Here is a 25,198-nt window from a genome sequence, read left to right as displayed (position 1 = left end):
GAGCACCGATCCCCAAGGCAGAAGCTCAATTTCCCTCCGGGACAACAAGATTCCGTTAAATCCCTGCCGCATACCCCTGTAACGCTGGGCTTTCGCCCAACAGGAGGTCATTTCATGGCGAGTTTAGGGCTGCTTGCGGCCAACAAACAACCATTTGTCCGCTTGCATCAAATTTGATCGGTCCAGCGTGGCCGTTGCGCAACGGCTGTTGACCGTACCGGCACCACTGGTTCAACTGGCGCGTCTTTGCCTCACCTCACGGAAGTCCGCATGTACCAGTTGCTCGATCCCAGCCGCTTCGTCGTCTTCATCACCGGCGCCACCTCGGGCTTCGGCGCCGCCGCTGCCCGCCGCTATGTTGCGGCCGGCGGCAAGGTGATCGCAACCGGCCGCCGCCATGATCGGCTGGTCGAACTGCAGAACGAATTGGGCCGCGAGAACTGCCACATCATCGAACTCGACGTGCGCGACCGCGCCGCCATCGACGCTGCCATTGCAGCGCTGCCCCCAGCATTCGCCGGCATCAACGTCGTTCTCGCCAATGCCGGCCTCGCCCTGGGCCTGCAGCCCGCCGCCGAAACCGACATCACCGATTGGGAGACCATGATCGCGACCAACATCACGGGTCTCGCCTACACCGTCCGCGCCCTGCTCCCCGGCATGATCGCGCGCGGTGGCGGCCATGTGGTAACGCTGGGCTCCGTCGCCGGCGACTACCCCTATCCCGGCGGCTCGGTCTATGGCGCCACCAAGGCCTTCGTAAAACAGTTCGCTCTCAACCTGCGCTCCGATGTGCAAGGCAAGAACATCCGCGTCACCAATATCGAGCCCGGCCTGACCGAAACCGAATTCTCCCTGGTCCGCTTCAAGGGCGACGAATCCAAAGCCGCCAAGCCCTATCAAGGCACCAAGGCGATGAACGCCGAAGACATCGCCGAAACCATAATGTGGTCGACGCTCCTGCCCGAGCACGTCAACGTCAACCGCCTCCAGGTCATGGCCACGACCCAGGCCTTCGGCCCCTTCGACATCTATCGCGGCTAGCAGGGCCCGGTCTCATCCCACCCACAATGTCATCCCGGCCTTGAGCCGGGATCCATCCTGAGATGGTTGGATGTGCCACCCAACTTCCCCATTTCCCTTCCGCCTCTCACGCAGTAATCTCACCACCATGACCACACCAGACACCCTGACGCTCAATTCCTGGCAGGTGATCGCCGCAACGGACGAGATCCCGGTCGGCAGCATCACGCGCACGACCCTGCTCGACACGCCCCTCGCACTCACCCGCGACCGTGATGGCGTGCCGGTTGTCTGGCGCTGCACCGATGAAGAGCCCGGCGACGAGATCGATCCCGAAACCATCCTCGATCGCCTTCCCGTCACCACCGGCTACGGCTTCGTCTGGACGTCCCTCGGCACCCCGCCCAAGGAATTGTTCTCCATTACCGAATACGCCGAACCCGACCGGGTCAACATGAGTTGCGGCTCCATCGGCATTCACGTCTCGGCGCCCCGCGCCGTCGAAAACTTCCTCGACATGGGCCACTTCCCTTACGTCCACACCGATATCCTGGGCGCCGAACCCCACACCGAGGTCAAGGAATACGACGTCGAAGTTTCCGAGGAACGCGACGAGGTCCTCGCCACCCGCTGCCGCTTCTTCCAGCCCCGCGCGGCCCTGTCGGCCACCGACGGCATGGAAGTCGAATACGTCTATCGCGTGCCGCACCCCTATTGCTCGGTGCTCTATAAATCCTCGCCCGAGGCTCCCGAGCGGCGCGACGTCATCGCCATTTTCCTGCAGCCGGTTTCCGAGGACCGCTGCCGCGCCCACCTGCTGCAGTCGATGATCGACTCTACCTCCACCATTACCGAGCTGCGCCGCTTCCAGCAGACGATCTTCGGCCAGGACAAGCCGATCCTCGAAAACCAGTACCCCAAGCGACTGCCCCTCGATCCTCGCTCGGAAACCCCCATCCGCGCCGACAAATCCGCCATTGCTTATCGCCGGTGGCTGTCGCAAAAGGGCGTTACCTACGGGGTCATCCCCGCCGCGGGTTAGAGATGGCCAGGATTTCACAGTCGACCCCCTCCCCCTTGCGGGGAGGGATCAAGGGTGGGGGTAGGAGAGCCACGATATCGCGGGCCTTTAAACCACGCCCCACCCTTCCTTACTTCGGCAAGGAACCAAATCGAGTCCCGTACGCCAGGACTGCGACAAACTTACAGAACGATCGTGGCGCGATCCCGACCAGTACCGCACCATGACCCTCTCCCTCTCCGATTCCACCTGGTACCCCATCGCCAGCTCCGACGACCTGCCGTTCCGCCACGTCTACCAGGGCCAGCTCCTCGGCCGCGAACTCGCCGTCTGGCGCGCCGATGACGGCAACGTCAATGTCTGGGAAAACCGCTGCCTCCATCGCGGCGTGCGCCTTTCCATCGGCATCAACGAGGGCGGCGAGCTCAAATGCCAATACCATGGCTGGCGCTACGCCAACCGCTCTGCCGGCTGCACCTATATCCCCGCCCACCCCGCCGACGCCCCCGCCCGCCGCATCCAGAACCGCACCTATCCGGTCCGCGAAGCCTTTGGCCTCGTCTGGTCAGCCGCCAATGACGATCAGGCCTTCCAGCCTTTTCCCGGCGCCGAAACCGGCGACTGGTTCCCGCTCCGTCCCATCCCAGTCAATGCCGCGCCCGAAGACGTGCTCGCCGGCCTGATCGGCCTTGCCCCCGATGACCAGCCGGCGGACATCCTGCCCGGCCTCGCCGTGCGGCTGGGCCATGCCCATTATTTCGTCCAGCCCGTCGATAGCGGCCGCGCCGTCATTCGCGGCGTGCTTGCCGGCCAGCCCGAGGACGCGATTGCGATCCTCCGCCACTACAACGAAACCCTGACCAAGCTCCGTGACCGCCTCGAGCGCGCCGCCCGCAAGAAGCCTGCCCCCGCCCCGTTGGAGCCGGCCTTCGAGAAGGTTTCGGTGGACCTCGCCACCATGCCCGATATCGCCATTCCGCGCGGCAATACCACCACCGTCGTGGTCAAGCGCAAATGGACCAGCGCCGACGGCGTCATCGGCTTCGAGCTCGCCCCGCGCGAGGGCCATCTGCCGACCTTCCAGCCGGGCGCCCATATCGACCTGCACCTGCCCAATGGCCTGATCCGGCAATATTCCATCACCAACGGCCCCGGCGATCTGCTGAGCTATATCATCGGCGTCAAGGCCGAGAGCGCCAGCAAAGGCGGCAGCAAAATTCTGGTCGAGTCCGTCCGCGAAGGCGACCTGCTCTCCATCTCCGAGCCGCGCAACAATTTCCCGCTGCGCCGCGATGCCGTCCGCACGGTCTTGATCGCCGGCGGCATCGGCATCACGCCGCTCCTCTCCATGGCGCGCTTCCTCGACAAGTCGCGCCTGCCGTACGAGCTGCACTATTTCACCCGCGTGGGCGAGCAAGTCGCCTTCCGCGCCGATCTGGAAAGCCTGCATGGCAAGGTGATCCTGCACACGGGCCTTGCCCGCACCGAGATCGGCCAGACCATCTCGCAGGCTCTAGGCGAATGGAGCCACGCCCAGCACGTCTATGTTTGCGGCCCCTCTGCGATGCTCGAATCCGTCCGTGTCACCGCCGCGACGCAAGGCTGGCCCGAAGAGTCCATCCACTTCGAATACTTCAAGAACGACAAGGTCATCGACGACAGCTCGACCTTCGAAGTCGAACTCGCCCGCTCCGCCATGACGCTCCAAATTCCCGCCGGCAAGACCATCATGGAAGTCATGCGCGAAGCCGGCCTTTCCGTCCCCAGCTCCTGCGAACAAGGCGCCTGCGGCACCTGCCTCACCGGCGTTATCGAAGGCGAATGCGACCACCAGGACGTCTATCTCAACGACAGCGAAAAACGCGCCAACACCGCCATCCTCACCTGCGTCTCCCGCGCCAAGTCAGCGCGCCTGGTGCTGGATATCTAGAATTTCAGTAGCCCTCATCCTGAGCCTGTCGAAGGACGAGGGCGTGGCGAGATCGGAGTTCCCGACCTCGTGGTTCGACAAGCTCACCATGAGCTCTCATGGAATGCGCGAGTACAACGACAAATGATCACCCTTTACGACTTCGAACTCTCCGGCAATTGCTACAAGCTGCGCCTGCTGATGAGCATCCTGCGCCTGCGCTACGACATCATCCCGGTCGATTTCTTCCCCGGCCGCCAGCACAAATCCGACTGGTTTTTGAAGCTTAACCCTTTCGGCCAGCTCCCCGTGCTCAAGGACGATGACCTGGTCCTGTCCGACTCCGGCGCCATCCTCGCCTATCTCGCCAAAAAATACGACGAAACCGGCCAATGGTTCCCCAATGACCCCGCCATCACCGCAGAAATCCTGCGCTGGCACGCCATTGCCGATGACATCACCTCAACGGCCTCAGCCGCCCGCCTCGCCCTGGGCTTCGATTATGACTTCGACGTCCCCAAAGCCCAGGCCGGCGCCCACCGCATTTTCCGCCTCATGGACGAACACCTCTGGTTCGGCGAACGCGAAGGCCGCGACTGGCTCTGCACGCCGCCGCACCCCACCACCGCCGACATCGCCTGCTTCCCCTATGTGATGCTGTCCGAAGAAGGCGGCATCGGCCGCCAGGACTACCCCGCCCTCCGCCGCTGGTCCGACCGCGTCCGCCGCATCCCAGGGTTTACAATCATGTCCGGCATCTTCCCGGCTGGCCGTGCACTGGAGCAGGCTTAGTGCCACGCCCTCGTGGTTCGAGGCTCGCAAGAACTCGCACTCACCATGAGGTCTGCTTATGGCGCGATGTAGCAACAGCCCTCATGGTGAGCCTGTCGAACCACGAGGGCGTACCACAGTGCCCCTAGCCCCGCGCCCCCATTCCCGCTATTCCCCTGGCAAAACCTTCGGAGTGTTCCCATGATCATCGAGCCCAAGATTCGCGGCTTCATCTGCACCACGGCCCATCCCGTCGGCTGCGCCACCAATGTGCAGCGCCAGATCGATCATGTCGTGGTCAAGGGCCCCATCCCCTCTGGGCGGAAACGCGTCCTCGTCCTCGGCTGCTCGACCGGCTATGGCCTCGCCTCCCGCATCGTCAACACCTTCGGCAGTGATGCCGATACGGTGGGCGTCTCCTTCGAGCGCCCCCCCGCCGAAAACAAGCCCGCCTCCGCCGGCTGGTACAATAACCGCGCCTTCGAGAACCGCGCCAAGGCGGCCGGCCGCAAAGCCGTCACGGTCGAGGGCGATGCCTTCTCCGACGCCATCAAGGCCGAAACCATCGAGGCCATCAAGGCGAACCTCGGCCAGGTCGACCTGATCGTTTATTCCCTCGCCTCCCCCGTCCGCACCGACCCAAAAACCGGCGAAACTTATCGCTCGGCCATCAAGCCCTACGGCACCTCGGTCACCTCCAAGACGCTGAACACCACCACCGGCGAAGTCTCCGAAATCTCGGTTGAACCCGCGACAGAAGAAGAAGCCGCTGCCACCGTCAAGGTCATGGGCGGCGAAGATTGGGAACTCTGGATCGCCGCCCTCGCCGACGCGGGCGTGCTGGCCGATGGTTTCCTCACCCTCAACTACACCTATCTCGGCAGCGAGCTGACCTGGCCGATCTACCACAAGGGCACTCTCGGCAAGGCCAAGGGCGACCTCGACCGTGCCGCCAGCGCCATCCGCTCCCGCTTCGGCGAGAACGCCGCCAACGTCGTGGCGCTCAAGGCCGTGGTAACCCAGGCCAGCTCCGCCATCCCCGTCGTGCCGCTTTACGGCACGCTGCTGATCAAGGTCATGGACGAGATGGGCATCGGCGAAGGCACCATCGAACAGATCGACCGCCTCTTCCGCGACAAGCTCCAGGACACCCCAGCCCTCGACGACGAAAACCGCATCCGCGTCGACGATTGGGAACTCTCCGAGCCCGTCCAGGCCGAACTCAAAAAGCGCTGGGCCGCCCTCACCACCGAGAGTCTACCCGCCCTCGCCGACCTGCCCAAATACCGCACCGAGTTCCTGAAACTCTTCGGCTTCGGCTTCGGCGGCGTCGACTATTCGGCAGACGTCGATCCGCAATTGGTGAACTAGGGCTTCACTGCTCAATCACCACGGCCTCCCCCCCCACGATGTCATCCCGGGCCTGACCCGGGATCCATCCTGAGATGGCAAGTGATACGGGGCGCACCTTTCAAACTCCGATCGTCACCCTCGGGCCTGACCCGAGGGTCCTGCACTTGTTCTGGATAACGGAAGTGAAGATCCCTTGGATCAAGCCCAAGGGTGACCATCCAGCGGGGCATCCACCTTCTCCCAAAGGGGAGAAGGAAGAGCGCTACTCCGGCGGATACCGGTGCTCCCCACCCCGATAATCCCGCACCGTAAAACACCCATCCCCGCCCGAAATCTCCGCCGCCCCGATATCCGCCTTCCCATGCCCCCCGGGAATATCCAGAATATAAGTCGGCTGCGCCAAACCCGAAATCCGCCCGCGCAGACCCGCGACGAGCGCCTGCCCCTCCTCGATACTCAGCCGGAAATGGCTCGTCCCCGGCGCCAGATCCGGATGATGCAGATAATACGGCTTCACCCGGTTCTCGACGAAACACCGCATCAATTCGGCTAGCGTTTCCACGCTGTCATTGACCCCGCGCAACAGCACCGACTGGCTCACCAGCACGATCCCACCATCCACCAGCCGCCCCATCGCCGCCTTCGCCTCAGGCGAAAACTCCCGCGGATGGTTGGCATGAACAGCCAGGTAAGTCGTCTTGCCGCTGGCTTTCAGCGCCTCCACTAGCGCCTCATCCACCCGCTGTGGCTCTACCACTGGCAGCCGCGTATGAAACCGCACGATTTTGACGTGGCTGATTCCAGCCAGCCTTGCGGTAATCTCGCGCAACCGCCGCGGTGACAGCACCAGTGGATCGCCACCCGTCAGGATCACCTCCCAGATTTCGGTATGCCCCGCGATGTAGGCAATCGCCGCATCCAGCTCTGCCGCCGTCAGCGTCCCCAGCCCCTGCGGCCCCACCATCTCCCGCCGAAAACAGAACCGGCAATAGACCGGACAAACATGCACCGCCTTGAGCAGCACCCGGTCCGGATACCGATGCACGACCCCCTCCACCGGCGAATGGCTCAAATCCCCAATCGGGTCCACCCGCTCTTCCGGCGTCGTCACCAACTCTGCCGCAGTCGGCACGAATTGCCGAGCAATCGGATCATCGGGCTCGCCCGCCTCGATCAGCGCAACAACAGCCGGCGTAATCCCAATGGCATACTTAGCGGCAACGGCTTCAAGCCCGCTCGCATCCTCCACGAGCCCGGTCGCGACAAGCGCATCTGCAGTCTTGATAAGCATCATGCCTCCTCACCACAGATCGTCACCCTCGGGCTTGACCCGAGGGCTCTGCACTGGACCGTCGCACCGCAAGTATAAACCCCTCGGGTCAAGCCCGAGGGTGATGGCCGGTTTGAAAATCTCACTCCGCCACCGGCGCCCAAAGCACCGCCTCGATCCGTGGGGCGCCCGTCGCCAGCATCACCAACCTGTCAAACCCCAGCGCCACCCCACTCGCCTCCGGCATCAACGCCAGAGCCCCCAGAAAATCCTCATCCACCGGATAGCGTTCTCCATAAATGCGCTCCTTCTCGGCCATCTCGGCAGCAAACCGCCGCCGCTGCTCCTCTGCATCGGTCAGTTCGCCAAACCCGTTCGCCAGCTCCACCCCGCAAGCATAAAGCTCAAACCGCTCCGATACCCGCCGGTCATCCGCCGCCCGCCGTGCCAACGCCGCCTCCGCTGCCGGATAGCGGTCCAGCACCGTGATGCGCCCATTCCCCAATTGCGGCTCGACCTTCTCGGTCAGGATCAGGCTGAACAGATAGCTCCAGCTGCGATCCTCCGGCACAGCCATTCCCACAGCCAGCATCTGCTCCGCCAGCGCCTCGCCGTCCGTCACCCCCTCGCCATCCATGCTGGCAAACAGATCAATCCCCGCATAGCGCCTGAACGCGTCCACCACGCTCAACCGCTCCGGCTCGACGAACGGATCGCACTCCCGCTCCCGGAACCGCAAAACCGTCGCCCCACTCGCCTCCGCCGCCAGCCGCAACATCGCGACGCAGTCCGCGATCACCGCATCATACGCCTCACCCGCCCGATACCATTCCAGCATGGTGAACTCCGGATGATGCAGCGCGCTCCGCTCCCGGTTGCGCCACACATGCCCCAGGCTCGCAATCCGCCGCTCCCCCGCCGCCAGCAGCTTCTTCATCGTAAATTCGGGCGAGGTGTGCAGATACATCGGCCTGCCCACACCATCGTTCCCGATCATGGTCGTGCCAAACGCATGCAGATGCGTTTCATTGCCCGGCGAGCGCTGCAACCCCGGCGGATCGACCATCAAAAAATCGCGCTGCGCCAGATACCCGCGCACCGCAGCCTCTATCCGCCCCCGCGCCAAAAGGATCGGCCGGCGGTCTTCATGCACGCTCGGCGTCCACCATGGGGAAGGCTTGTCGATATGCTGGCTCATGCGACCTTTATCACGGGCAGGCTGGCGATTTTCGCCGAGATAGGATAGTTGGCGCAACGAAAACTCTTTTTGCAAGCGCCAGACGGCCCTGCCTCTACGCCGCGCTACAGAAACGAACAAGGAAGAATAATGGTCAAAGTCATCGCCTCCTCGCTGCGCAAGGGCAATGTCGTCGAGCAGGACGGCAATCTGCACGTCATCCTGACCGCCGAAAACGTCCACCCCGGCAAGGGCAATTCCATCACCAACGTCAACATGCGCCGCATCTCGGACGGCGTGAAGGTCGTCGGCCGCTGGCGCACCGTTGAGATGGTCGAAAAGGCCGACGTCGATGACCGCGAATATGATTATCTTTATTCGGACGGCGAAGGCCACCACTTCATGGAGCCCGTCACCTACGAGCAGATCACCGTGGCCGATGACGTGATCGGCGACCAGCGCGCCTATCTCACCGATGGCATGAAGGTCCACCTCAAGACCTTCGAAGGCACCGCCCTCTCCATGGAACTGCCCCAGCGCCTCAGCTTCGAGATCGTCGAGACCGAACCGGTGGTCAAGGGCCAGACCGCATCCTCGTCCTACAAGCCCGCCGTCCTCAACAACGGCCTGCGCGTCATGGTCCCTCCCCATATCGGCGCCGGCACCCGCATCGTCATCCTGACCGAAGACAATTCCTACGTCGAGCGCGCTAAGGACTGATCGCGCAAAAACGCGTTCATCGGCACAACGAAAACGGGCCCTTTCGGGCCCGTCTCATTTAGCGCAGCAATCGCTTACGCCGCTTTCCGGTTCACCTTGGCCTCGGCGACCTGGGTGAGCTTCTTGTCGGTGGCGATTTCTTCCTGCAGCGTCGCATCGAGCAGGGATACCGCCTCGGTCAGGCCCAGCTGGCCGGCCCAGGTCTTGAGCGTACCGTAGCGGGCGATTTCGTAATGCTCGACCGCCTGTGCCGCGGATACGAGCCCGGCATCCAGCGCCTCGGTGCCCTTGAATTCATCCATGATCGATTTGCCTTCCTCGATGATGCCGAGGATCGCCTCGCAGGTCTTGCCGCGGGCCGGCTTGCCGATCAGTTCGAACACCTGCTCCAGCCGCTCGACGTGACCTTCGCTTTCTTCCAGGTGCTGCTCGAAGCCGGCCTTCAGCTCAGCCGAGGTGGCGGCCTTGGCCATTTTCGGCAGTGTCTTCACGATCTGCTTTTCAGCATAATAGATGTCCTTGAGCGTATCGAGGAACAGGTCGTTCAGGGTCTTTTCGGCCATTGATCGTCTCCAGTGATGGATGGTAACTGAGCCCTCAACGGCGCTCCCCGCCACCGAGTTCCGGCACAAATTTATGCTTCTGGCGCAACCCGTCCACCCGGCATAGGCTCTCATCCTTTCCACGCCTCGGCCCCATCATGACCGCTTCGCTCTACCCACATGGGTTCTACGAAAATCGCCGCGCCTACACGGCCCACGCGGCCAGCCGGCTGCTCTCTGCCCTGCCGCCGCAATTGCCGCGTCGTAGCGTTGCCGATATCGGCTGCGGCACCGGCACATGGCTCGCCGCGGCCCTCCAAAGCGGCAGTCAATCGGCCTTTGGCATCGAAGGAAACTGGGTCACCCCCGACATGCTCGACGACCCCCGCATCGATTTCGCCCCGCACGATCTCGAACAGCGCTTCACCAGCCCGCGCGTCGATCTGGCCATCTCGCTCGAAGTCGCCGAGCACCTGTCGCCCGAACGCGCCCAAAGCTTCGTCGCCGACCTCATCGCTTCTGCCCCCGCGATCCTGTTCAGCGCCGCCATCCCCGGCCAGGGCGGCGTCGGCCATCGCAACGAACGCTGGCAAAGCTATTGGGCCGCCCTCTTCGCCGAACACGGCTACACGGCCCACGACATCATCCGCCCCGCCATCTGGGCCGATGACGCCATCCCCGCCTGGTACCGGCAAAACACCGTGCTCTATTTCGACGAGCCCACCCGCACCCGCGTCAACCTTGAGCCCACCGACCCAAGCCTGCTCGACACGGTCCACCCCAGCTTCTGGGAACGCGCCAACCGCGAACTCCACTACGCCAACGCCCTCCCGGAGTCAGAAGTCCAGCGCCGCCAGGCGCAGCAATAGCCCGAACATGCAGTCGACACCCTCCCCCCTGCGGGGAGGGATCAAGGGTGGGGGGCCGTCGCACAGCAAACCCAACCCAAAAGCACCCCATCCTACAGCACCCCATCCGCCCTCTTGCGGGGAATGTTCACTCCGCGCGCTTTTCCCACCAGGTCATTCCCGCGAAAGCGGGAACCTCCGTTGGCGATGGTTGCAAGGAAAACAGAGGTTCCCGCTTTCGCGGGAATGACGTTGTGATGATACGTCATCCAAACGAAGTAACCACTTACCTCACCGTGCCGCCCACAACAGCCCGCGCCGCAAGATCTCCCGCACCGGCCCACCGGCCAGCTCGTCCGCCGTATGCCCGAGCGAGGAATAAAACACCCGTCCCTGATCGTGCATGGTCGTAAACACCACCGGCATCACCACGTCCTTCCTCCAGGGATGAAACTCCCCCGAAAAAACCGTCGTCGCCAGCACCTCAACCGCCGGATCGTAGTTCAGATAATACTGCTCGGATGTGTGCTCGAAACTCTCGATCCCCGCCATCAGCGGATGATCGCGCATATCCACCCGGTAAGTGATGATATTGCCCGGATGCTGCACCCAATAGCAGCTTGCCGCATACCGGAACGGCACCGAGCTGCGAAAGCTCGTCGCCAGTCCCATGTGATAGCCGGCCAGCCCCGTCCCCGCACGGACCGCCTCTATCAGCCTCGCCATCTTCTCCGGCGCCAGCGTGCCATCGGTGATAACCGGCACCACCAGATCGTTGCTGCCGACATCATCGGCCCCGAGCGCCTCATAGTCGCCCGTCACCGTGACGGCAAAGCCTTCCGCTTCGAGCAATTCCCGCACCACATGCGCCCCGCGCTCAGGCGTATGCAGCTCCATCCCGCCCCACACCACGAGGGCTTTTCTGGCTCTGCTCATGCTCGAAACTCCATTCCAACCACCGTGTCATTCCCGCGAACGCGGGAATCTCCCTTCATCGGCTACATCGCGCATAGGGGGATTCCCTCTTTCGCGGGAATGACGCCGTGGATGAAGCAGGGATAATGAATCACAATCCCAGCCCCACCGCCCGCGTCCGATGCACCCCCTTGGGCACAAACGCGAACTCCCCTTCAATCCCCAGCAGTTCCGCCGCCAGGTGCAACACCGAAAGCCACATCTCCGTGCCCTGCAAACTCGGCGCCTGCCCATCGGCAAACGCAAACCCCTGCCCGCCGGCCCAGCGCTTCCCCGCCGTGCCGATCACCACGCGCGCAATCGCCTCGGCCTCCGCACGCCGATGATCCGTCTGCCGCAGGCACAGCAGCAATGGATGGATAGTGTCCAGCAGATTGCACGCCGTATAGGTCGGCCCCGAAAACCCGCCATAATTGCGATAGTTGAGCAGCACGCTATCGATCGCCCGCTCCGGATTGGGCACGGGCAGTCCGAACTGCGCATAAGTGCCCCGCGTCAGCCGGTAAAATCCATTCACCGGCTGCAACAGCCCTTCCGCTGCCGTTGGCGATCCCCAGAGCCCTGTCCCACGATCCTGTTTCAGCGCCAGCCAGCCAAACAGCGTCTCGCGTGCCCGCCCGGTCGAAAAATACCGCGCGTTGAAATAGAGCGCCGTACCAATCGCATCGACTGCCGCGCCAGCGCCCCATGCCCGCTCGCGCCACGAAAGCCCTTCGAGCCAATCGCACAAAGCCCCGGCATCCAGTTCGACCGCCGCAATCCGATGCAGCGGCTGCCCGCCCAGCACCTCGATGGCATAGCCAACCGACAGAACATTGTAGAGCGCCAGCCCATTGTCGCGCATCGCTTGCCCCGGCGCCGGCGTCTGATGAGGATCGGGGAACAGCCCGGTTTCGGGGTCCTGCAACCCCTGCAATTGTGCCAACGTGGCGGCGACATCGAGCCCTTCCGGCAGGCTGTCGAAACCCGCCGACAACTCGATCGCATCGTTGAGGTGCCGCGCGCTGCGCCGCACCTGCCCATCCGCCTCCCGCGAAACATACTCGCCATTTTCACGATAATGGCCCAACACTTCGGGCAATTGCGTCCTGGCAGCGCTCCCCAATCTCCCGAGCGCACTCACCGCATCACCCTTGCCGCTCTGCCCGCGAAACCGCACCACCTTGGCCGGCACCCCACCAACAATGGCCAGCGGCGGCACGTCCTTGCTGACCACCGCCCCCGCCGCAATCACCGCCCCCCGTCCGACCCGCACGCCATCGAGCACCACCGCATTGGCCCCGATCCACACATCGTCCCCGATGATGATCCCCCGGCTCTCATGCTTTTGCGTGTGGATGGGCACGCTCGGGTCATCAAACCCATGGTTGAACCCCACGATCGACACATGGCTGGCAATCCGCACCCCATCGCCACACCGCACCTTCCCAGAAATCATGGCATAGGGATTGACGGTGCAATGGGCGCCGAATTCCACATCGCCGCGCACCAGGGCATGCCCGGCAATCCAGGACTGCTCCCCCAGCACCAGATGGCTCGTAAAAACCGCCGCCTCCGCCGCAACATACGCCGTATCAGCAAAACTCGCCCCCGCCACCTCAGCCAAATGCGCCTGCCGCGCCCGATGCTCCGGCGCGTCGATATCGCCTTGCGTCCGGTCCCACGTCAGGAATTGCAGCCGAGCTTCGTGCTCGGAAGCCTCTGGATAACTGTCCACTATTGCTCCTACTAACACCGGGTCACCTCGCCCCTCAGGGGAGAGGTCGGCGCGCAGCGCCGGGTGAGGGGTGCGATGTTTCCACATCTGTAATGTCCCAGCATCGCACCCCTCACCCTAGCCCTCTCCCCTGAGGGGCGAGGGGACCAGATCGAGAATGTAGCTTGATCTGTGCCTCCCACCGGCCAAATCCCCTCGCCCCTCCGGGGAGAGGGCTAGGGTGAGGGGACAAACCCCACACCAAACCCCAATCCCCCTCACGCCAACCGCTCCAGCAACGCCGGCTCAATCTCGAACTCCAGCGCCTGCCCACGCACAAACCGCTCCACTTCCGTCACCGCCATCTCCCCAAGCCGCAACCGCTCCGTCCCCACCGCCCCCGCCACATGCGGCGTCAAGAACACATTGGGCAGCGAATACAACGGCGACCCCGTCGCCGGGATTTCCGGATCGGTCACATCGATCACCGCATGGATGCGCCCGGTCTGCAGCTCCGCGATCAGCGCCGCCTCATCCACCAGCGCGCCCCGCGCCGTGTTGATGAATGCCGCACCATCCCCCATCAGTGCCAATTCCCGCGCCCCGATCATGTGCCGCGTCGATGGCAGCGATGGCGCATGCAGCGACACCACATCCGAGCGCGCCAGCAGCGTATCGAGCTCAACCAGTTCGCAATGCTGCAGGATTGGATCGCCCGGATGCACGAACGGGTCACACAGCAGCACCGTGAAATCGAACGCCTCGAGCAGCTTTGCCACCTTGCGCCCGATACGCGACGCACCGATCAGCCCGACAATCCGCCGGTAATTGCCGATCGGTTCGTTCATCAGCGAGTAGCTCGTGCGCCGCATCGGGTCCGCGCGGTAGCGATCACGCAGTTCGAACGCGCGCTTGTTGGAAAAGATGATCGAGGCCAGCGTAAACTCCGCCACCGGCACCGCATTGGCGTCTGCCGCATGGGTCACGCGAATGTCCCGCTGGTAGACCGCGTCATCCAGCGTGTATTTGACCGTCCCCGCGGCATGGGCAATCAGCTTCAGCCTGGGAGCCGCTCGCAGCACCTCGGCATTGACATTGGGACAGCCCCAGCCCGTCACCAGAATCTCTGCCTCGCCCAATACGGCACGCGCCTCTGCGCTGGAAAATTCCTCGAGCGGGGTCGTCTGCAGCACCTCGCAGCATTGAGCGAGGCGCCCGAGCGCAGCGGCATCAAACACGAATTTGGTTTTGTCTGCGGCCATCGCGAAGGCCAGTTTTGGTCGCATCAGAAGCGCTCCGGCACCAGAATGGCGCTGACATCAACACCCTCGCGGGCAAACAGCCGTTCAAGCTCGCCCAAGTCAGGCGCTTGCGGCACCCGCCCCAGCGCCGCCTCAGCATTATCGCCGGCCGGCAAGGCCATCGCCGCCGTCACCAACACCGTCGTTCCCGCGGGGATCTCGCCGCGCAATTGCGGTACGATGGTCTTGGCTACAATCAGGTTGGTATTGGGGAACGGCTTATGCGCCCGTCCGGCTCGCTGGCCGGAGAGATCGACGATGGCGCTCAAATCCGTCCGGCTACGCGCCACCGCCCGCCCGGCCTCTTCAAGCAGTTCATCGGCGTTCAAATCGGCCCGCTCGATGGCAAAGCCACCTTCGGTCGCATGCAGCGCACGCGGCGTTTTGATCCGGTGCACCCGAATATGCCAGGGATTGGCCGGCAACAGCCACGTCTCGATCTCGACATCGCCCCACGGCTTCCAGCGCGAATAGAGCGTATCCCCCGCGATCTGCGCGGCCTCATTGGCTTCGCGCACCCGGTAGTGGCGTCCATCATCCGACAGCGCCAGCGCGCCGTCGAACACCCCCATTGGGTAGGCGCGCTCGTCCACCTCTACGGAAAAACCGTAGCGCGACGAATAAACGAACTTGGCGTATTTCTCCGTGCCCGCCCGCATCTGCCAGTTCTGCTGCCCGCTCGACAGTGCCACCACATTGCCCGGCGTGTGCATCATCACCATGCCGGGATGCTTGAGCGGCACCGGCGCTTCGTCCGTAACAGCCTCGGTCTCCTCCGCCGTCCAGAACGGATGATCCTCCGGCAGCGCCAGCGGCAAAAACGCCTTCAGCGCCCAATAGGGCGAGCCCGCCGAATTATAACTCTCGCTCATGAACAGGTTGGGATAGCCATAGCCGATGGACAGCACGCCATCCCGGTTGGCGATCGGCTTGTCCGCCCACCAGCGCAGATGCCGCAAGAACTGCCCCTTGATCTCGCCCCAGGGCAGCGCCTCCACATCGGCAAACGCCAGCGCCCCCCAGATGCCGCCACAGGCAAACCGGTAAGTCAGGCTCCGCCCAAACGCCAGCGTGCCGCCCTCATCGTCGAACCAGTGCCGAATATCCCGAGCGAAAAGCTCCGCCCGCTCCTTATAGGCCGCAACGCGCTTCTCATCCCCCCGCGCCAGCTTGGCATAGATCAGTCCATAAAAGTGCATGGCAAACGGGATGTAATGGTCGATCCGCCGGATATTGCCATCGCGATACCAGCCATCGCCGAGGTAAAACCCGTCCAGTTCGTCCAGATACTTCTCAGTCAGCGACCGGTCGAATTCGACCCCACATTCCTCCAGCCCCAGATCGACCAGCACCCGGAAGAACTTCCAGTTATTATCCGCATAATCGAACTGCCGCGCATGCTTCAGATACGCCGCCAGGTTATCCTTCGCCTTCTGCTCCAGCGGCTCCCACACCAGATGCGGCAACAACCGCATGGTGAACCCGATCGCCGCCAGCTCCACCATCCGCTGGTCGGTGGAGTTCACCGTCCCCCAATATTCCGGATGCTCCGGATCGGTCCCGTTCGCCAACCCGCGCCGATACAACTCCCAATGATCGAATTCACCACCACCCGCCGCCAGCGGCGTCAGCCCCCACAGCGGCCGCGCAAACCCTTCAAGATCAGCCGCCGCCCGATCAAAATGCGCCGCCGCCGCATCCAGCCGCACCCGCGCGCCACCTTCGGAAAAATACGGCAACACCGGATTGAACAAATCACGCAGCGCCTTCTCCACATCAGCCCGCGTCCTCAGCGGATTGCCATGCAGCGGATTGGCGGTCACAGGGTCATAAATCATCTCAGGCAAATTCCCTCGCAGGCGCGTCATCATAAGCACCCTTCAAATCAAGCTCTTCGGCGAAATGGCACGCAGCCTCCTGCGCCGTCCCGTTGATGGGCCGCAGCGCCGGCTTCTCCGCCCGGCAAACATCCTGCGCATACCGGCAACGCGTGTGGAACGGGCACCCCACCGGCCGATTGCCCAGATACGGAATTTCCCCCCGCACCTCGGCCTTGCGCCCCTTCCGCCGGGTCGGATCCGCAATCGGCAGCGCCTCGAGCAGCAGTTCGGTGTAGGGATGGCGCGGCCGCTCGAACAGCATTTCGGTGGGCGCATTCTCCACCACATGCCCGAGATACATCGCCACAACCCGGTCCGCGATGTAGTTGACCACCCCCAGATCGTGGCTGATGAAAATATACGTCAGCCCGAACTCCGCCTTGAGATCCTCCAGCAGGTTCAGCACCTGCGCCTGGATCGAAACGTCCAGCGCCGACACGGCTTCATCAGCAATCACCAGCTTGGGGTCGAGCACCAGCGCCCGCGCAATGCCGATGCGCTGCCGCTGCCCGCCCGAAAACGCATGCGGATACCGCCCCACCGCTTCGGCCGGAATGCCCACCTTGGCGAGCGTGCCGATCACCCGGTCCTCCAGCTCCCGTCCCTTGCAGATCTTGTGGATGCGCAAGGGCTCCGCGACTATATCGAACACCCGCATATTGGGGTTGAGCGAACTCATCGGGTCTTGGAAGATCATGCGGATATCCTGCCGCCACGGCTTGATCTGCCGCTTGTTGAGCGCCGTCAGCTCAACGTCACCGCCGCTCTTGGGATGATAAACCACCTTGCCCGCCGACGACGGCTGCGCCTGAATAATGCAGCGCCCCAAGGTCGTCTTCCCGCACCCGCTCTCGCCCACGATGGCCAGCGTTTCCCCCGCTTCCACTTCGAGGTTGATGTCGGTCAGCGCATCGAGCCGCCGTTCGGCACCAAACAGGCCACCGCTCAGCGTATAATGCTTGGACAGGTTCTGAACGCTCAGCAGCGTGCTCATGCCGGCTCCTCCACGGGAACGCGCGTCAACAAATGACACCGCGCATGATGCCCATTCCCCAGATCCGTCCGCGCCGGCCGGATCGTCGGGCATGGCTCGAAGGCATGCGGGCAACGGCTGGTAAAGGCGCATCCCTCCGGCCGGTCCTTGGGCGCCGGCACTGTCCCCTTGATCGGCGATAGCCGCACGCGATCGGCCTTCCGCGCCATCTTGGGAATGGAGCTCATCAGCGCCTGCGTATAGGGGTGCTTGGGCGCGGCAAAAACGTCGAACACGCTTCCCTGCTCCACCACATCGCCCAGATACATCACCGCGACTTCGTCAGCGATCTCCGCCACCACGCCGAGGTCATGCGTGATAAACAGCATCGCCATGCCAAAATCGGCCTGCAACTGCCGCAGGAGATCGAGGATCTGCGCCTGCGTCGTCACATCCAGCGCCGTGGTCGGCTCGTCCGCAATCAACACCTGCGGCTTGCACGCCAGCGCCATGGCAATCATCGCGCGCTGCCGCAAGCCGCCCGATAGCTGGAACGGATAGGCATCAGCCCGCTCCCGCGCGCCGGGAATGCCCACCTGGTCCAGCAGCGCCACGGTCCTTTCCCGCGCCTGCTTTGGCTTGAGCCCTTCGTGGATCGTCATCATCTCGTCGATCTGGTCGCCGATCGTATGCACTGGCGACAGTGAGCTCATCGGCTCCTGGAAGATCATGGAAATCTGGTTGCCGCGAATGGCCCGCAGCGGCAGGCTGTCCTGCTTGAGCTTGGCAATGTCGACCGGCTTTTCCCCTTTGGGTTCAAAGGTGATCGACCCGCGCTGGATCAACGCATTCTTGTCGAGCAGCCGCAGCACGGCCCGAGCCGTCACCGACTTGCCGCATCCGCTCTCCCCCACCAGCGCCAGCGTCTTGCCCGGCGTCAGCGTGAGATCGACCTGCCGCACGGCCTCGATGTCGGCCTCGTCGGGCGAGGAAAACACAATCGACATATCGGCAATGGAAAGGATTGGTTTTTGGGTCATGTTTTTACCGCCCATGGGGATCAGCCGCATCACGCAGCCCATCGCCAAAAAAGTTCATCGAAAGAATGATGATCACCACGCACACACCCGGCGCCAGCAACCACGGCGCACTCGCGAGGGTCCTGATATTCTGCGCGTCCTGCAGCAGCGTGCCCCAGCTGACGATCGGCGCCTGCAACCCAAGCCCCAGGAAGCTCAGCGCCGTTTCCGCCAGGATCATACCCGGAATAGCCAGCGTCGCCGCCGCGATGATGTGGCTCATGAAACTGGGCACCATGTGCCGCGTGATGATGCGCCAGTCACTCGCCCCATCAAGCTGCGCCGCCGTGACGAAGTCCTCGGTGCGCAAACTCAGGAACCGCCCCCGCACCACGCGCGCCAGTTCCGTCCACCCGATCAACGACAGGATGATAGTGATGGCGAAGTAGGTCTGCAGCGCCGACCAGTCCTTGGGCATGGCCGCCGCCAGCCCCAGCCACAGCGGGATGGTGGGCATCGAGCGAATAAATTCGATCACGCGCATCACCGCGCTATCGAACCAGCCGCCATAATAACCGGCGAAGCCGCCGATGATGATCCCGAAGAACAGGCTCAGCGTCACCCCGGCAAGACCGATGGAGAGCGAAATACGCGTGCCATGGATCAGCCGGCTCAGCAGGTCGCGGCCCAGCCGATCTGCTCCAAGGATGTAGAATGGCGCGCGCGCCTCGGTCACGCCTATCAGCTTGACCGACATCGGGATCACCCCCGCCAGCAGATACGGATCGCTCGGCGCAAGAAACTGCACCGGGATTTCGATCTCGGGATCGACCACGAAGATGCGCCGCATTGCCTCGCGGTCCACCTCGGTGGAATAGCCGTTCACATGCGGGAAAAAGCGCCACCCGCCGTTTTCATCCGTCGAAAACAGCTGCAGGCCTTGCGGCGGCGCATAGGTATAGCGCGCGCTATAGGCGCCCGGATCATGCGGCGCGAGAAACTCCGCCAAAATGGCGATCAGGTAAAACAACGCCACAATCCACAAGCTCACCAGCGCCAGCCGATGCCGCTTGAACCGGCGCCACATCAACGCCGTCTGGCTCTCGCGCTTGGCGCGCTTGATTGGGGTGGAGACAGGAATATCGGTCATGGTTTCCACCGCCATCTACTTGCTCCCATAGCGAATACGCGGATCAATCCAGGCGAGCAGCAGATCGCTAATCAGTGTGCCGATCACCGTGAGCATCCCCAGGAGCATGATGATCGCACCGGCCAGGAACATGTCCTGCGACGTCAGCGAGCGCAGCAGCAGCGGCCCTGCCGTCGGCAGGTTGAGCACCACCGAGACGATCACCGAACTGGACACCAGCGCCGGCAGCAACCAGCCAATGGTGGACACCAGCGGATTAAGCGCGACCCGCACCGGATATTTCATGATGGTGCGGAATTCACTCAGGCCCTTGGCTCGCGCCGTCGTCACATAAGGCTTCTTGAGTTCATCCAGCAAATTGGCGCGCAGGATGCGGATCAGTTCCGCCGTCCCCGCCATCGACAGCACCAGGATCGGTGCCCAGGCGTGGCTCAGAAAGTCCCACACCCGCGCCGGGCTCCAGCGAGCATTCTCCATTCCGGGCGAAAACAGCCCGCCAATGGTTTCCCCAAACCAGATAAAGGAAAGATACATCAGGATCAGCGCGAAGAAGAAATTGGGAATGGCGAGGCCGATGAAGCCGCCAATCGTCGCGAGGTAATCGCCCAGCGAATATTTGCGCACCGCCGCATAGATGCCGATCGGCAGAGCGACCAACCACATCACGATCACGGCCAGGCCTTCGAGCAGAATGGAATTGCCCAGCCGGCCCCAGATCAGCGTCGTCACCGGCGCCTCCCATTCAAAGCTCTGCCCGAAATCGCCTCGGAAAATGATGCCGGAAACCCATTTCCAGTACTGGATCATATAGGGCTCGCCGAACCCATATTGCCGCCGCAGCGCCTCGATGGTCGCCGGGTCCACCCGGTCACCATTCGCGGCAAGGGTCGCGATATAGGTCGTCAGATAGTCGCCCGGTGGCAGCTGGATGATGGCGAAAGCCACAAAGCTCACCGCCCACATGGTCAGGATCATCGCGATCAAACGTTTGCCAATGAAACCCAACATGGGCGTCTCCTGTAACTAAAGGCTCAGTCGACACCCTCCCCCTTGCGGGGAGGGATCAAGGGTGGGAGGTGGTTGGCCCGGCTATCGGGGCTGTCGCACCCCCACCTAGCCTCCCCTCCTAGGGGGAGGAACAATCCTGCTCTTGGGGCACAACATCTCGCCCGAACCCCGGTCCGTCCCTCCCCCTACCAGGGGAGGTTAGGTGGGGGTCCTCTCCACAAGAACCTGGCCTCATTCTCCCCTTCCCCTCGCGACCGGAGAGAGCCGCGAGGGGCGGGAGGGATCCTTCACTCGGCGGCGAAATACCACTGGAACGGATCATAGGGAGCCGGGGTCGGGAACAGATAGGCGTGCAGCATCGGTTCGGGGATGTTGCGCATATTGTTCTTGGCAATGAAGTAGCCATTGCCCGGCAAGCTCACCCCGATCACCGGGAAGTTCTCCTTGGCAAGCTGCAGGATCTGCTTCATCAGCTCGTCGCGCTTGGCCGCATCGCCTTCCTCGCGCAACTGGTTGTAGAGGTCCATCTGCTGCTTGGCCCAGGGGGCCGGCTCTTCGGCAACGTCGGGAGTTGTGCCATTGAACCAGGCCTGCCAGCGGAAGGCCCACACGCTCTCGGGACCGGACGGCATGTAGTAGCGCGGCTCCTGGATCACATCGAGGCCACCATCGCCCTGCCAGATCTGCGCGTCATAGTCGCCCAGCGGACGCTTGTCGTAATAGAGCGTACGATCGATGTTGTTGAGCTCGACGTCGATGCCACCGGCTTCCAGCTGCAGTTGGATCAGTTCCATCATATCCGTCCATTCGGTACGGAAAGCGGAAATCGTGTCGATCGTGATCTGGAGCGGTGAACCGTCGGGCATGGTGTAAAAACCATCGCCATTCTTCTCGCCCAGGCCCGCGGCCTTGAAGGCCGCATCGGCGGCTTCGGGATCAAACTCGGTATATTGCTTGGCCATTTCTTCGTCATAGAACGGGGATTCGGGCCGCGGTGCCGCCTGGAAGGGTTCGCCCTGACCGGTAAACACCACGTCGATAATTTCCTGCCGATCCAAGAGATGACTAATGCCGATGCGGAAATCCCTGTTGGCGAACAGCTCGCGACGCACCGGATCAACATGGTTCATGTTGAACTGGATCGTCATCGTGTTCATGCTGGACGGGATGTTTTCGCCCAGCCGGTAGTCCCCCGCTTCCTGTCCGTCAAAGAACAGCGGCTGGTTGGCGACGGTCGCGATATGACGATCCTGAAAGTCGATCTCGCCATTGAGCGCCATCAGGGTCAACTCTTCCAGCGAATCCGAAACGCGCATGTCGAGCCGGTCGATATAGGGCAATTGATTCCCTTCGGTATCGACCTTCCAGTAATAAGGATTACGCACGAAGGTTACCCGGCTCGCATTGCCCGTCAGCGGCTCCTCAACCATCCATGCATTCATGAACGGCAGGTCCGGATTGGCAAAGCGGATGGTTTCCGTTGCCCAGGCGCAGCGATTAAGCATCATGGCTTCCCAAGTTTCGAAACCTGCCGCCTTTGCCTCCTCAGATGCATTGGGGTTGAGCGGAGGATAGAACTGTCCGCAATACTCTTTGCTGAGCGATACGATGGTGAGACCGTTGACGCTGGCCAACTCGTCCATCAGTACGCCCGTGGGGTTCTCGAATACGAAACGGAATGTGGTCTCGTCCACGACCTCTATATTGACCGGATTATCTGGATTTCGCAGAAATCCACCCGGCCCGACATAGGTGGGTTCCTTGTGCAGCTGTACCGCAAACTCGATATCAGCCGAGGTAAACGGGGTGCCATTGTTCCACTTGAGCCCTTCGCGCAGCTTGAAGGTATAGGTGCGCGCGTCCTCGCTGACCTCCCAGCTTTCCGCCAGATTGGGAACGATTTCCTTCCACTCGCGGTCATATCGCACGAGGCCGTCATAGGCGACGGTACGGGCGATCCATGCATTGTCCAGTCCGCCGCGCAGCGCCGAGCGCCACGTGCCGCCATAAACGCCGACGCTTTCCACCGGCTCCACGACCAACGGATTGGCCGGCAGCCGCTCCTCCAGCGGCGGCAATGCGCCGCTCGATACAAGTTCGTCCAGCATCGGCGCCTGTTGCTGCGCCAGCGCGGCGCTGCTCATCATCAGCATGGCGGTCAGTGCGCCGGAAACGATACGGCCGGTTCGGTTGCCCGGCCCTCCTCGGGTGTTATCCATGAATCTGCTCTCCCTAGCGGCCGTCTGCTTTTCCGGCCCGGCGCCTCGTGACGCTGGGGAAGGCTAGGGCAGTTTTTGCACCAGCGCAAGTATTTTGCGCAATTCACGCAACAAATGCAAATTTGCTGAGATTATGTTGGTAGCGCAGATGGATAGGCCCGGGAAAAGGGGAGAAATAATGCAGCAATGCCGAGGCAGAATTGAAATTTTTGGAAGCATGCTTGCTGCTTTTCCGAGGCAAAAGCTCAGCGGTAAGCGAAGGCTTGCCCGGTAGCGACCGTCTCGCCGGCAACCTGCGTCACCCCTGTCTCCAACTGCAGGATGGCCGCCTCGCCCTCCATATGCAGCGCCAGCAAACGCACGGCCCCGCGCCCGATAGCCTCGCGATCCACCCGCACCGTACTCAGCCGCGGCGTCGCCATTCCGGCGATCGGCAGGTCGTCGAACCCGACTATGGAAAAGCTCGGCGGCAAGGTGCTGTCGGGCCCATAGAGCCCCTCCAGCATCTCCACCGCCGCGATGTCGTTCCAGCAGAACAGCGCCGTGACGTTGTGCTTGCCATCCAGCAGATCAGCCAGCAATTCGCTGGTCTTGCGCTCCACCGTATTGACGATCGTTCCCACCGCGCCCGGCGTTGCCGCAATCGCCGCCTCGAACCCGCGTTGCCGCTGCAAAATGGTCGGCCGATAGCGGTGCGTATAGTGCAAAATCCGCCTGTGGCCGGCGTCCAGCAGCCTTTGCGTGGCCTGGTACGCGCCATAAAAATTGGCCGGCGAAACCGAGCTGAACCGCATCTTGGGGTCACTGCCATTGACCAGCACGACCGGGATATTCTCTTGCCCGCACCACTGCGTCAGCTCGTCCCACGCATCGATCCCCGCCAGCAACACACCACCGGCATCGGCCTGGGTGATCTGCTTGCGGATCATCTCGAGCGTCACCACGGACTCGTTCACCAGCCGCACATCGAGGACCATCCCGGCCTCCGCCGCCTGCGCGCGCATGCCCTCGACAATGCCCGAATAGAACCCCGACAACCCGCTCGTCGCGCCACCCAGAGGCACCAGCGCCACCGCCCGCTTGTCGCCCGCCGGCATGCCGATAATGTGCTTGGACCGATACCCCAGCGTCCGCGCCATCCGCTGCACATCCCGCCGCACAGCTTCGCTGATCCCGATTTCGTTCGCCAGCGCACGCGACACCGTGCTGACCGACACCCCCAACCGCTCCGCAATATCAGCCTGGTTAGCCCGCTTCTGCATCAACTAGCCCTTCATCCTCACTAACGCAATATTTGCGTTTTTTGAGTAAAGCAAGCCCTGTCGATGCGCTTAGCCCCAGAGTTTACCGAGCCAGGCCATCTGTTCGCGGTCCTGGAATGGTCCGCCGCCCTCGTGATTATTGAACTCGTATTCCACCATCGTCTTTTCACCGCCATAGGCATTGAACGCACCATAGACGGTGGATGGCGGGCATACATCGTCCATCAAAGCCACCGAAAACAGCGCCTTGGCCCTGGATTGCCGGGCAAAGCACACGCCATCGAAATAGCGCAGCGTGTCGAACACTTGAGTCTTCTTGTCCCTATGCTGCGCCAGGAACCGCACGATTTCGCCATACGGATCACGCACTGCCTTCTGTACCGCCCGCCGAAAGTCGCACAGAAACGGCACATCAGGCATGACGGCCTTTACGCGCCTGTCGATCCCAGCGACCGCCAGCGAAATGCCACCACCCTGGCTGCCGCCACAAACCGCAATCCGCTCAGCATCAACGAATTCCAGTTCCACTAGCATGTCGATGGCCCGAACTCCGTCGGTGAAAACGCGGCGATAGTAGTAGTCGTCCCTGTCGAGGATGCCCTTTGTCAACATGCCCGGCCCCGATGGCGTCGTGCCGACCGGATCGGCAGTCGCGCCCATGCTCCAGCCGCTGCCCTGCCCGCGCGTATCCATGCGGAAATAGGCATAGCCGCACGATGCCCAATGCAGGTTCTCATGGGGAAAGCCGCGCCCGCCGCCATAGCCTAGATACTGCACCACGAGCGGCAACCGCCCCTCGCGCGTCTTGGGCAAGACCAGCCAGCCCTTGATCGGATGACCTCCAAAGCCGGGAAACGTAACGTCGAAAACTTCGACCGTCTTCAGCGTGGTTGCTGCCGGCACCATGCTGGCCGCCCCGCCAGCAGCACGCGCCTCTGCAATGGTGCGCTCCCAAAAATCCGAGAAGTCGTCCGGGGTAACGACAGCGCTGCGATAGGCTCCGAGTTCGGGCTGAATGAGGTCGGGGAAGGGCATGGGATTCTCCAGTTCTTGCCCGACCATGCACCGGCAAAGGCCGCCA

Annotated in this window: 21 protein-coding genes; 7 read left to right on the top strand and 14 right to left on the bottom strand. The window is 62.7% G+C overall.

The window, feature by feature from the left end:
- Positions 1–270 precede the first annotated feature (270 nt).
- The 5 genes from C8264_RS04535 to fabV all read left to right on the top strand — a co-directional run bounded on the left by C8264_RS04535 (position 271) and on the right by fabV (position 6,095).
- Positions 271–1,044 carry an SDR family NAD(P)-dependent oxidoreductase gene (locus tag C8264_RS04535; RefSeq protein WP_108459766.1) on the top strand — a complete coding sequence of 258 codons (774 nt, stop codon included), beginning with the start codon at positions 271–273 and terminating at the stop codon, positions 1,042–1,044.
- Positions 1,045–1,171: 127 nt separating this feature from the next.
- Positions 1,172–2,065 carry an aromatic ring-hydroxylating oxygenase subunit alpha gene (locus C8264_RS04530; RefSeq protein ID WP_108459765.1) on the top strand — a complete coding sequence of 298 codons (894 nt, stop codon included), beginning with the start codon at positions 1,172–1,174 and terminating at the stop codon, positions 2,063–2,065.
- 202 nt (positions 2,066–2,267) lie between these two features.
- Positions 2,268–3,974 (top strand): Rieske 2Fe-2S domain-containing protein, encoded by a 1,707-nt coding sequence (locus C8264_RS04525; RefSeq protein WP_108459764.1) that lies wholly within the window; start codon positions 2,268–2,270, stop codon positions 3,972–3,974.
- A gap of 123 nt (positions 3,975–4,097) precedes the next feature.
- Positions 4,098–4,745, top strand: coding sequence for a glutathione S-transferase family protein (locus C8264_RS04520; protein ID WP_108459763.1), 648 nt, complete (start codon positions 4,098–4,100; stop codon positions 4,743–4,745).
- A gap of 180 nt (positions 4,746–4,925) precedes the next feature.
- On the top strand, positions 4,926–6,095 hold the full coding sequence (gene fabV / locus C8264_RS04515; RefSeq protein ID WP_108459762.1) for an enoyl-ACP reductase FabV: 1,170 nt from the start codon (positions 4,926–4,928) through the stop codon (positions 6,093–6,095).
- A gap of 244 nt (positions 6,096–6,339) precedes the next feature.
- Here the strand turns inward: fabV and C8264_RS04510 are convergent, their stop codons facing one another.
- Both C8264_RS04510 and epmA read right to left on the bottom strand, forming a co-directional pair.
- Positions 6,340–7,371 carry a lysine-2,3-aminomutase-like protein gene (locus tag C8264_RS04510; RefSeq protein ID WP_108459761.1) on the bottom strand — a complete coding sequence of 344 codons (1,032 nt, stop codon included), beginning with the start codon at positions 7,369–7,371 and terminating at the stop codon, positions 6,340–6,342.
- Between the two features lie 118 nt (positions 7,372–7,489).
- Positions 7,490–8,545: an EF-P lysine aminoacylase EpmA gene (gene epmA / locus C8264_RS04505; protein ID WP_108459760.1), complete on the bottom strand. Its 1,056-nt coding sequence runs from the start codon at positions 8,543–8,545 to the stop codon at positions 7,490–7,492.
- 129 nt (positions 8,546–8,674) lie between these two features.
- Here epmA and efp point away from each other — a divergent pair, with 129 nt between their 5' ends.
- The gene (efp, locus tag C8264_RS04500; protein WP_108459759.1) at positions 8,675–9,244 is read left to right on the top strand and encodes an elongation factor P; all 570 of its coding nucleotides are present in this window, start codon (positions 8,675–8,677) and stop codon (positions 9,242–9,244) included.
- A gap of 74 nt (positions 9,245–9,318) precedes the next feature.
- Here efp and C8264_RS04495 read toward each other — a convergent pair whose 3' ends face one another.
- Complete coding sequence (locus C8264_RS04495) at positions 9,319–9,807, bottom strand: YciE/YciF ferroxidase family protein (RefSeq protein WP_108459758.1); 489 nt, start codon at positions 9,805–9,807, stop codon at positions 9,319–9,321.
- Between the two features lie 137 nt (positions 9,808–9,944).
- Between C8264_RS04495 and C8264_RS04490 the strand changes: the two genes are divergently transcribed.
- Positions 9,945–10,655, top strand: a complete 711-nt coding sequence (locus C8264_RS04490; RefSeq protein ID WP_108459757.1) for a class I SAM-dependent methyltransferase — start codon at positions 9,945–9,947, stop codon at positions 10,653–10,655.
- A gap of 270 nt (positions 10,656–10,925) precedes the next feature.
- Here the strand turns inward: C8264_RS04490 and C8264_RS04485 are convergent, their stop codons facing one another.
- From C8264_RS04485 to C8264_RS04435, 11 genes are all read right to left on the bottom strand, one after another.
- Entirely contained in the window at positions 10,926–11,570 is a 645-nt protein-coding gene (locus tag C8264_RS04485; RefSeq protein WP_108459756.1) for a ThuA domain-containing protein, read from the bottom strand.
- A gap of 130 nt (positions 11,571–11,700) precedes the next feature.
- Positions 11,701–13,326 carry an acyltransferase gene (locus C8264_RS04480; protein ID WP_245892931.1) on the bottom strand — a complete coding sequence of 542 codons (1,626 nt, stop codon included), beginning with the start codon at positions 13,324–13,326 and terminating at the stop codon, positions 11,701–11,703.
- Positions 13,327–13,583: 257 nt separating this feature from the next.
- Positions 13,584–14,594 (bottom strand): hydroxyacid dehydrogenase, encoded by a 1,011-nt coding sequence (locus tag C8264_RS04475; protein ID WP_205245621.1) that lies wholly within the window; start codon positions 14,592–14,594, stop codon positions 13,584–13,586.
- The gene (locus C8264_RS04470; RefSeq protein ID WP_108459754.1) at positions 14,591–16,444 is read right to left on the bottom strand and encodes a DUF2264 domain-containing protein; all 1,854 of its coding nucleotides are present in this window, start codon (positions 16,442–16,444) and stop codon (positions 14,591–14,593) included. The genes C8264_RS04475 and C8264_RS04470 overlap by 4 nt, the downstream gene beginning before the upstream one ends.
- A 1-nt stretch (position 16,445) precedes the next feature.
- Positions 16,446–17,480 (bottom strand): ABC transporter ATP-binding protein, encoded by a 1,035-nt coding sequence (locus C8264_RS04465; RefSeq protein WP_108459753.1) that lies wholly within the window; start codon positions 17,478–17,480, stop codon positions 16,446–16,448.
- Positions 17,477–18,499: an ABC transporter ATP-binding protein gene (locus C8264_RS04460; protein WP_108459987.1), complete on the bottom strand. Its 1,023-nt coding sequence runs from the start codon at positions 18,497–18,499 to the stop codon at positions 17,477–17,479. The genes C8264_RS04465 and C8264_RS04460 overlap by 4 nt, the downstream gene beginning before the upstream one ends.
- A gap of 4 nt (positions 18,500–18,503) precedes the next feature.
- Positions 18,504–19,628 carry an ABC transporter permease gene (locus C8264_RS04455; RefSeq protein ID WP_245892951.1) on the bottom strand — a complete coding sequence of 375 codons (1,125 nt, stop codon included), beginning with the start codon at positions 19,626–19,628 and terminating at the stop codon, positions 18,504–18,506.
- Between the two features lie 15 nt (positions 19,629–19,643).
- The gene (locus tag C8264_RS04450) at positions 19,644–20,636 is read right to left on the bottom strand and encodes an ABC transporter permease (RefSeq protein ID WP_108459751.1); all 993 of its coding nucleotides are present in this window, start codon (positions 20,634–20,636) and stop codon (positions 19,644–19,646) included.
- A 287-nt stretch (positions 20,637–20,923) separates the two neighbouring features.
- Positions 20,924–22,855 (bottom strand): ABC transporter substrate-binding protein, encoded by a 1,932-nt coding sequence (locus tag C8264_RS04445; RefSeq protein WP_108459750.1) that lies wholly within the window; start codon positions 22,853–22,855, stop codon positions 20,924–20,926.
- Positions 22,856–23,100: 245 nt separating this feature from the next.
- Positions 23,101–24,117, bottom strand: a complete 1,017-nt coding sequence (locus tag C8264_RS04440) for a LacI family DNA-binding transcriptional regulator (protein WP_108459749.1) — start codon at positions 24,115–24,117, stop codon at positions 23,101–23,103.
- Positions 24,118–24,186: 69 nt separating this feature from the next.
- A complete protein-coding gene (locus tag C8264_RS04435; RefSeq protein WP_108459748.1) occupies positions 24,187–25,152 on the bottom strand; it encodes an acetylxylan esterase in 966 nt (321 codons plus the stop codon).
- Between the last annotated feature and the right edge of the window lie 46 nt (positions 25,153–25,198).

Origin of the sequence: Devosia naphthalenivorans, assembly GCF_003056355.1 — a bacterium.
GTDB classification, from domain to species: Bacteria; Pseudomonadota; Alphaproteobacteria; order Rhizobiales; family Devosiaceae; genus Devosia; species Devosia naphthalenivorans.
This window is presented reverse-complemented; position numbering and strand designations above follow the sequence as displayed.

What these genes read in the sequence shown, in the direction of transcription:
- C8264_RS04535 (WP_108459766.1), top strand. Translation starts at nt 271, where the DNA reads ATGTACCAGTTGCTCGATCCCAGCCGCTTCGTCGTCTTCATCACCGGC.
- C8264_RS04530 (WP_108459765.1), top strand. Translation starts at nt 1,172, where the DNA reads ATGACCACACCAGACACCCTGACGCTCAATTCCTGGCAGGTGATCGCC.
- C8264_RS04525 (WP_108459764.1), top strand. Translation starts at nt 2,268, where the DNA reads ATGACCCTCTCCCTCTCCGATTCCACCTGGTACCCCATCGCCAGCTCC.
- C8264_RS04520 (WP_108459763.1), top strand. Translation starts at nt 4,098, where the DNA reads ATGATCACCCTTTACGACTTCGAACTCTCCGGCAATTGCTACAAGCTG.
- fabV (WP_108459762.1), top strand. Translation starts at nt 4,926, where the DNA reads ATGATCATCGAGCCCAAGATTCGCGGCTTCATCTGCACCACGGCCCAT.
- C8264_RS04510 (WP_108459761.1), bottom strand. Translation starts at nt 7,371, where the DNA reads ATGATGCTTATCAAGACTGCAGATGCGCTTGTCGCGACCGGGCTCGTG.
- epmA (WP_108459760.1), bottom strand. Translation starts at nt 8,545, where the DNA reads ATGAGCCAGCATATCGACAAGCCTTCCCCATGGTGGACGCCGAGCGTG.
- efp (WP_108459759.1), top strand. Translation starts at nt 8,675, where the DNA reads ATGGTCAAAGTCATCGCCTCCTCGCTGCGCAAGGGCAATGTCGTCGAG.
- C8264_RS04495 (WP_108459758.1), bottom strand. Translation starts at nt 9,807, where the DNA reads ATGGCCGAAAAGACCCTGAACGACCTGTTCCTCGATACGCTCAAGGAC.
- C8264_RS04490 (WP_108459757.1), top strand. Translation starts at nt 9,945, where the DNA reads ATGACCGCTTCGCTCTACCCACATGGGTTCTACGAAAATCGCCGCGCC.
- C8264_RS04485 (WP_108459756.1), bottom strand. Translation starts at nt 11,570, where the DNA reads ATGAGCAGAGCCAGAAAAGCCCTCGTGGTGTGGGGCGGGATGGAGCTG.
- C8264_RS04470 (WP_108459754.1), bottom strand. Translation starts at nt 16,444, where the DNA reads ATGATTTATGACCCTGTGACCGCCAATCCGCTGCATGGCAATCCGCTG.
- C8264_RS04465 (WP_108459753.1), bottom strand. Translation starts at nt 17,480, where the DNA reads ATGAGCACGCTGCTGAGCGTTCAGAACCTGTCCAAGCATTATACGCTG.
- C8264_RS04460 (WP_108459987.1), bottom strand. Translation starts at nt 18,499, where the DNA reads ATGACCCAAAAACCAATCCTTTCCATTGCCGATATGTCGATTGTGTTT.
- C8264_RS04455 (WP_245892951.1), bottom strand. Translation starts at nt 19,628, where the DNA reads ATGACCGATATTCCTGTCTCCACCCCAATCAAGCGCGCCAAGCGCGAG.
- C8264_RS04450 (WP_108459751.1), bottom strand. Translation starts at nt 20,636, where the DNA reads ATGTTGGGTTTCATTGGCAAACGTTTGATCGCGATGATCCTGACCATG.
- C8264_RS04445 (WP_108459750.1), bottom strand. Translation starts at nt 22,855, where the DNA reads ATGGATAACACCCGAGGAGGGCCGGGCAACCGAACCGGCCGTATCGTT.
- C8264_RS04440 (WP_108459749.1), bottom strand. Translation starts at nt 24,117, where the DNA reads ATGCAGAAGCGGGCTAACCAGGCTGATATTGCGGAGCGGTTGGGGGTG.
- C8264_RS04435 (WP_108459748.1), bottom strand. Translation starts at nt 25,152, where the DNA reads ATGCCCTTCCCCGACCTCATTCAGCCCGAACTCGGAGCCTATCGCAGC.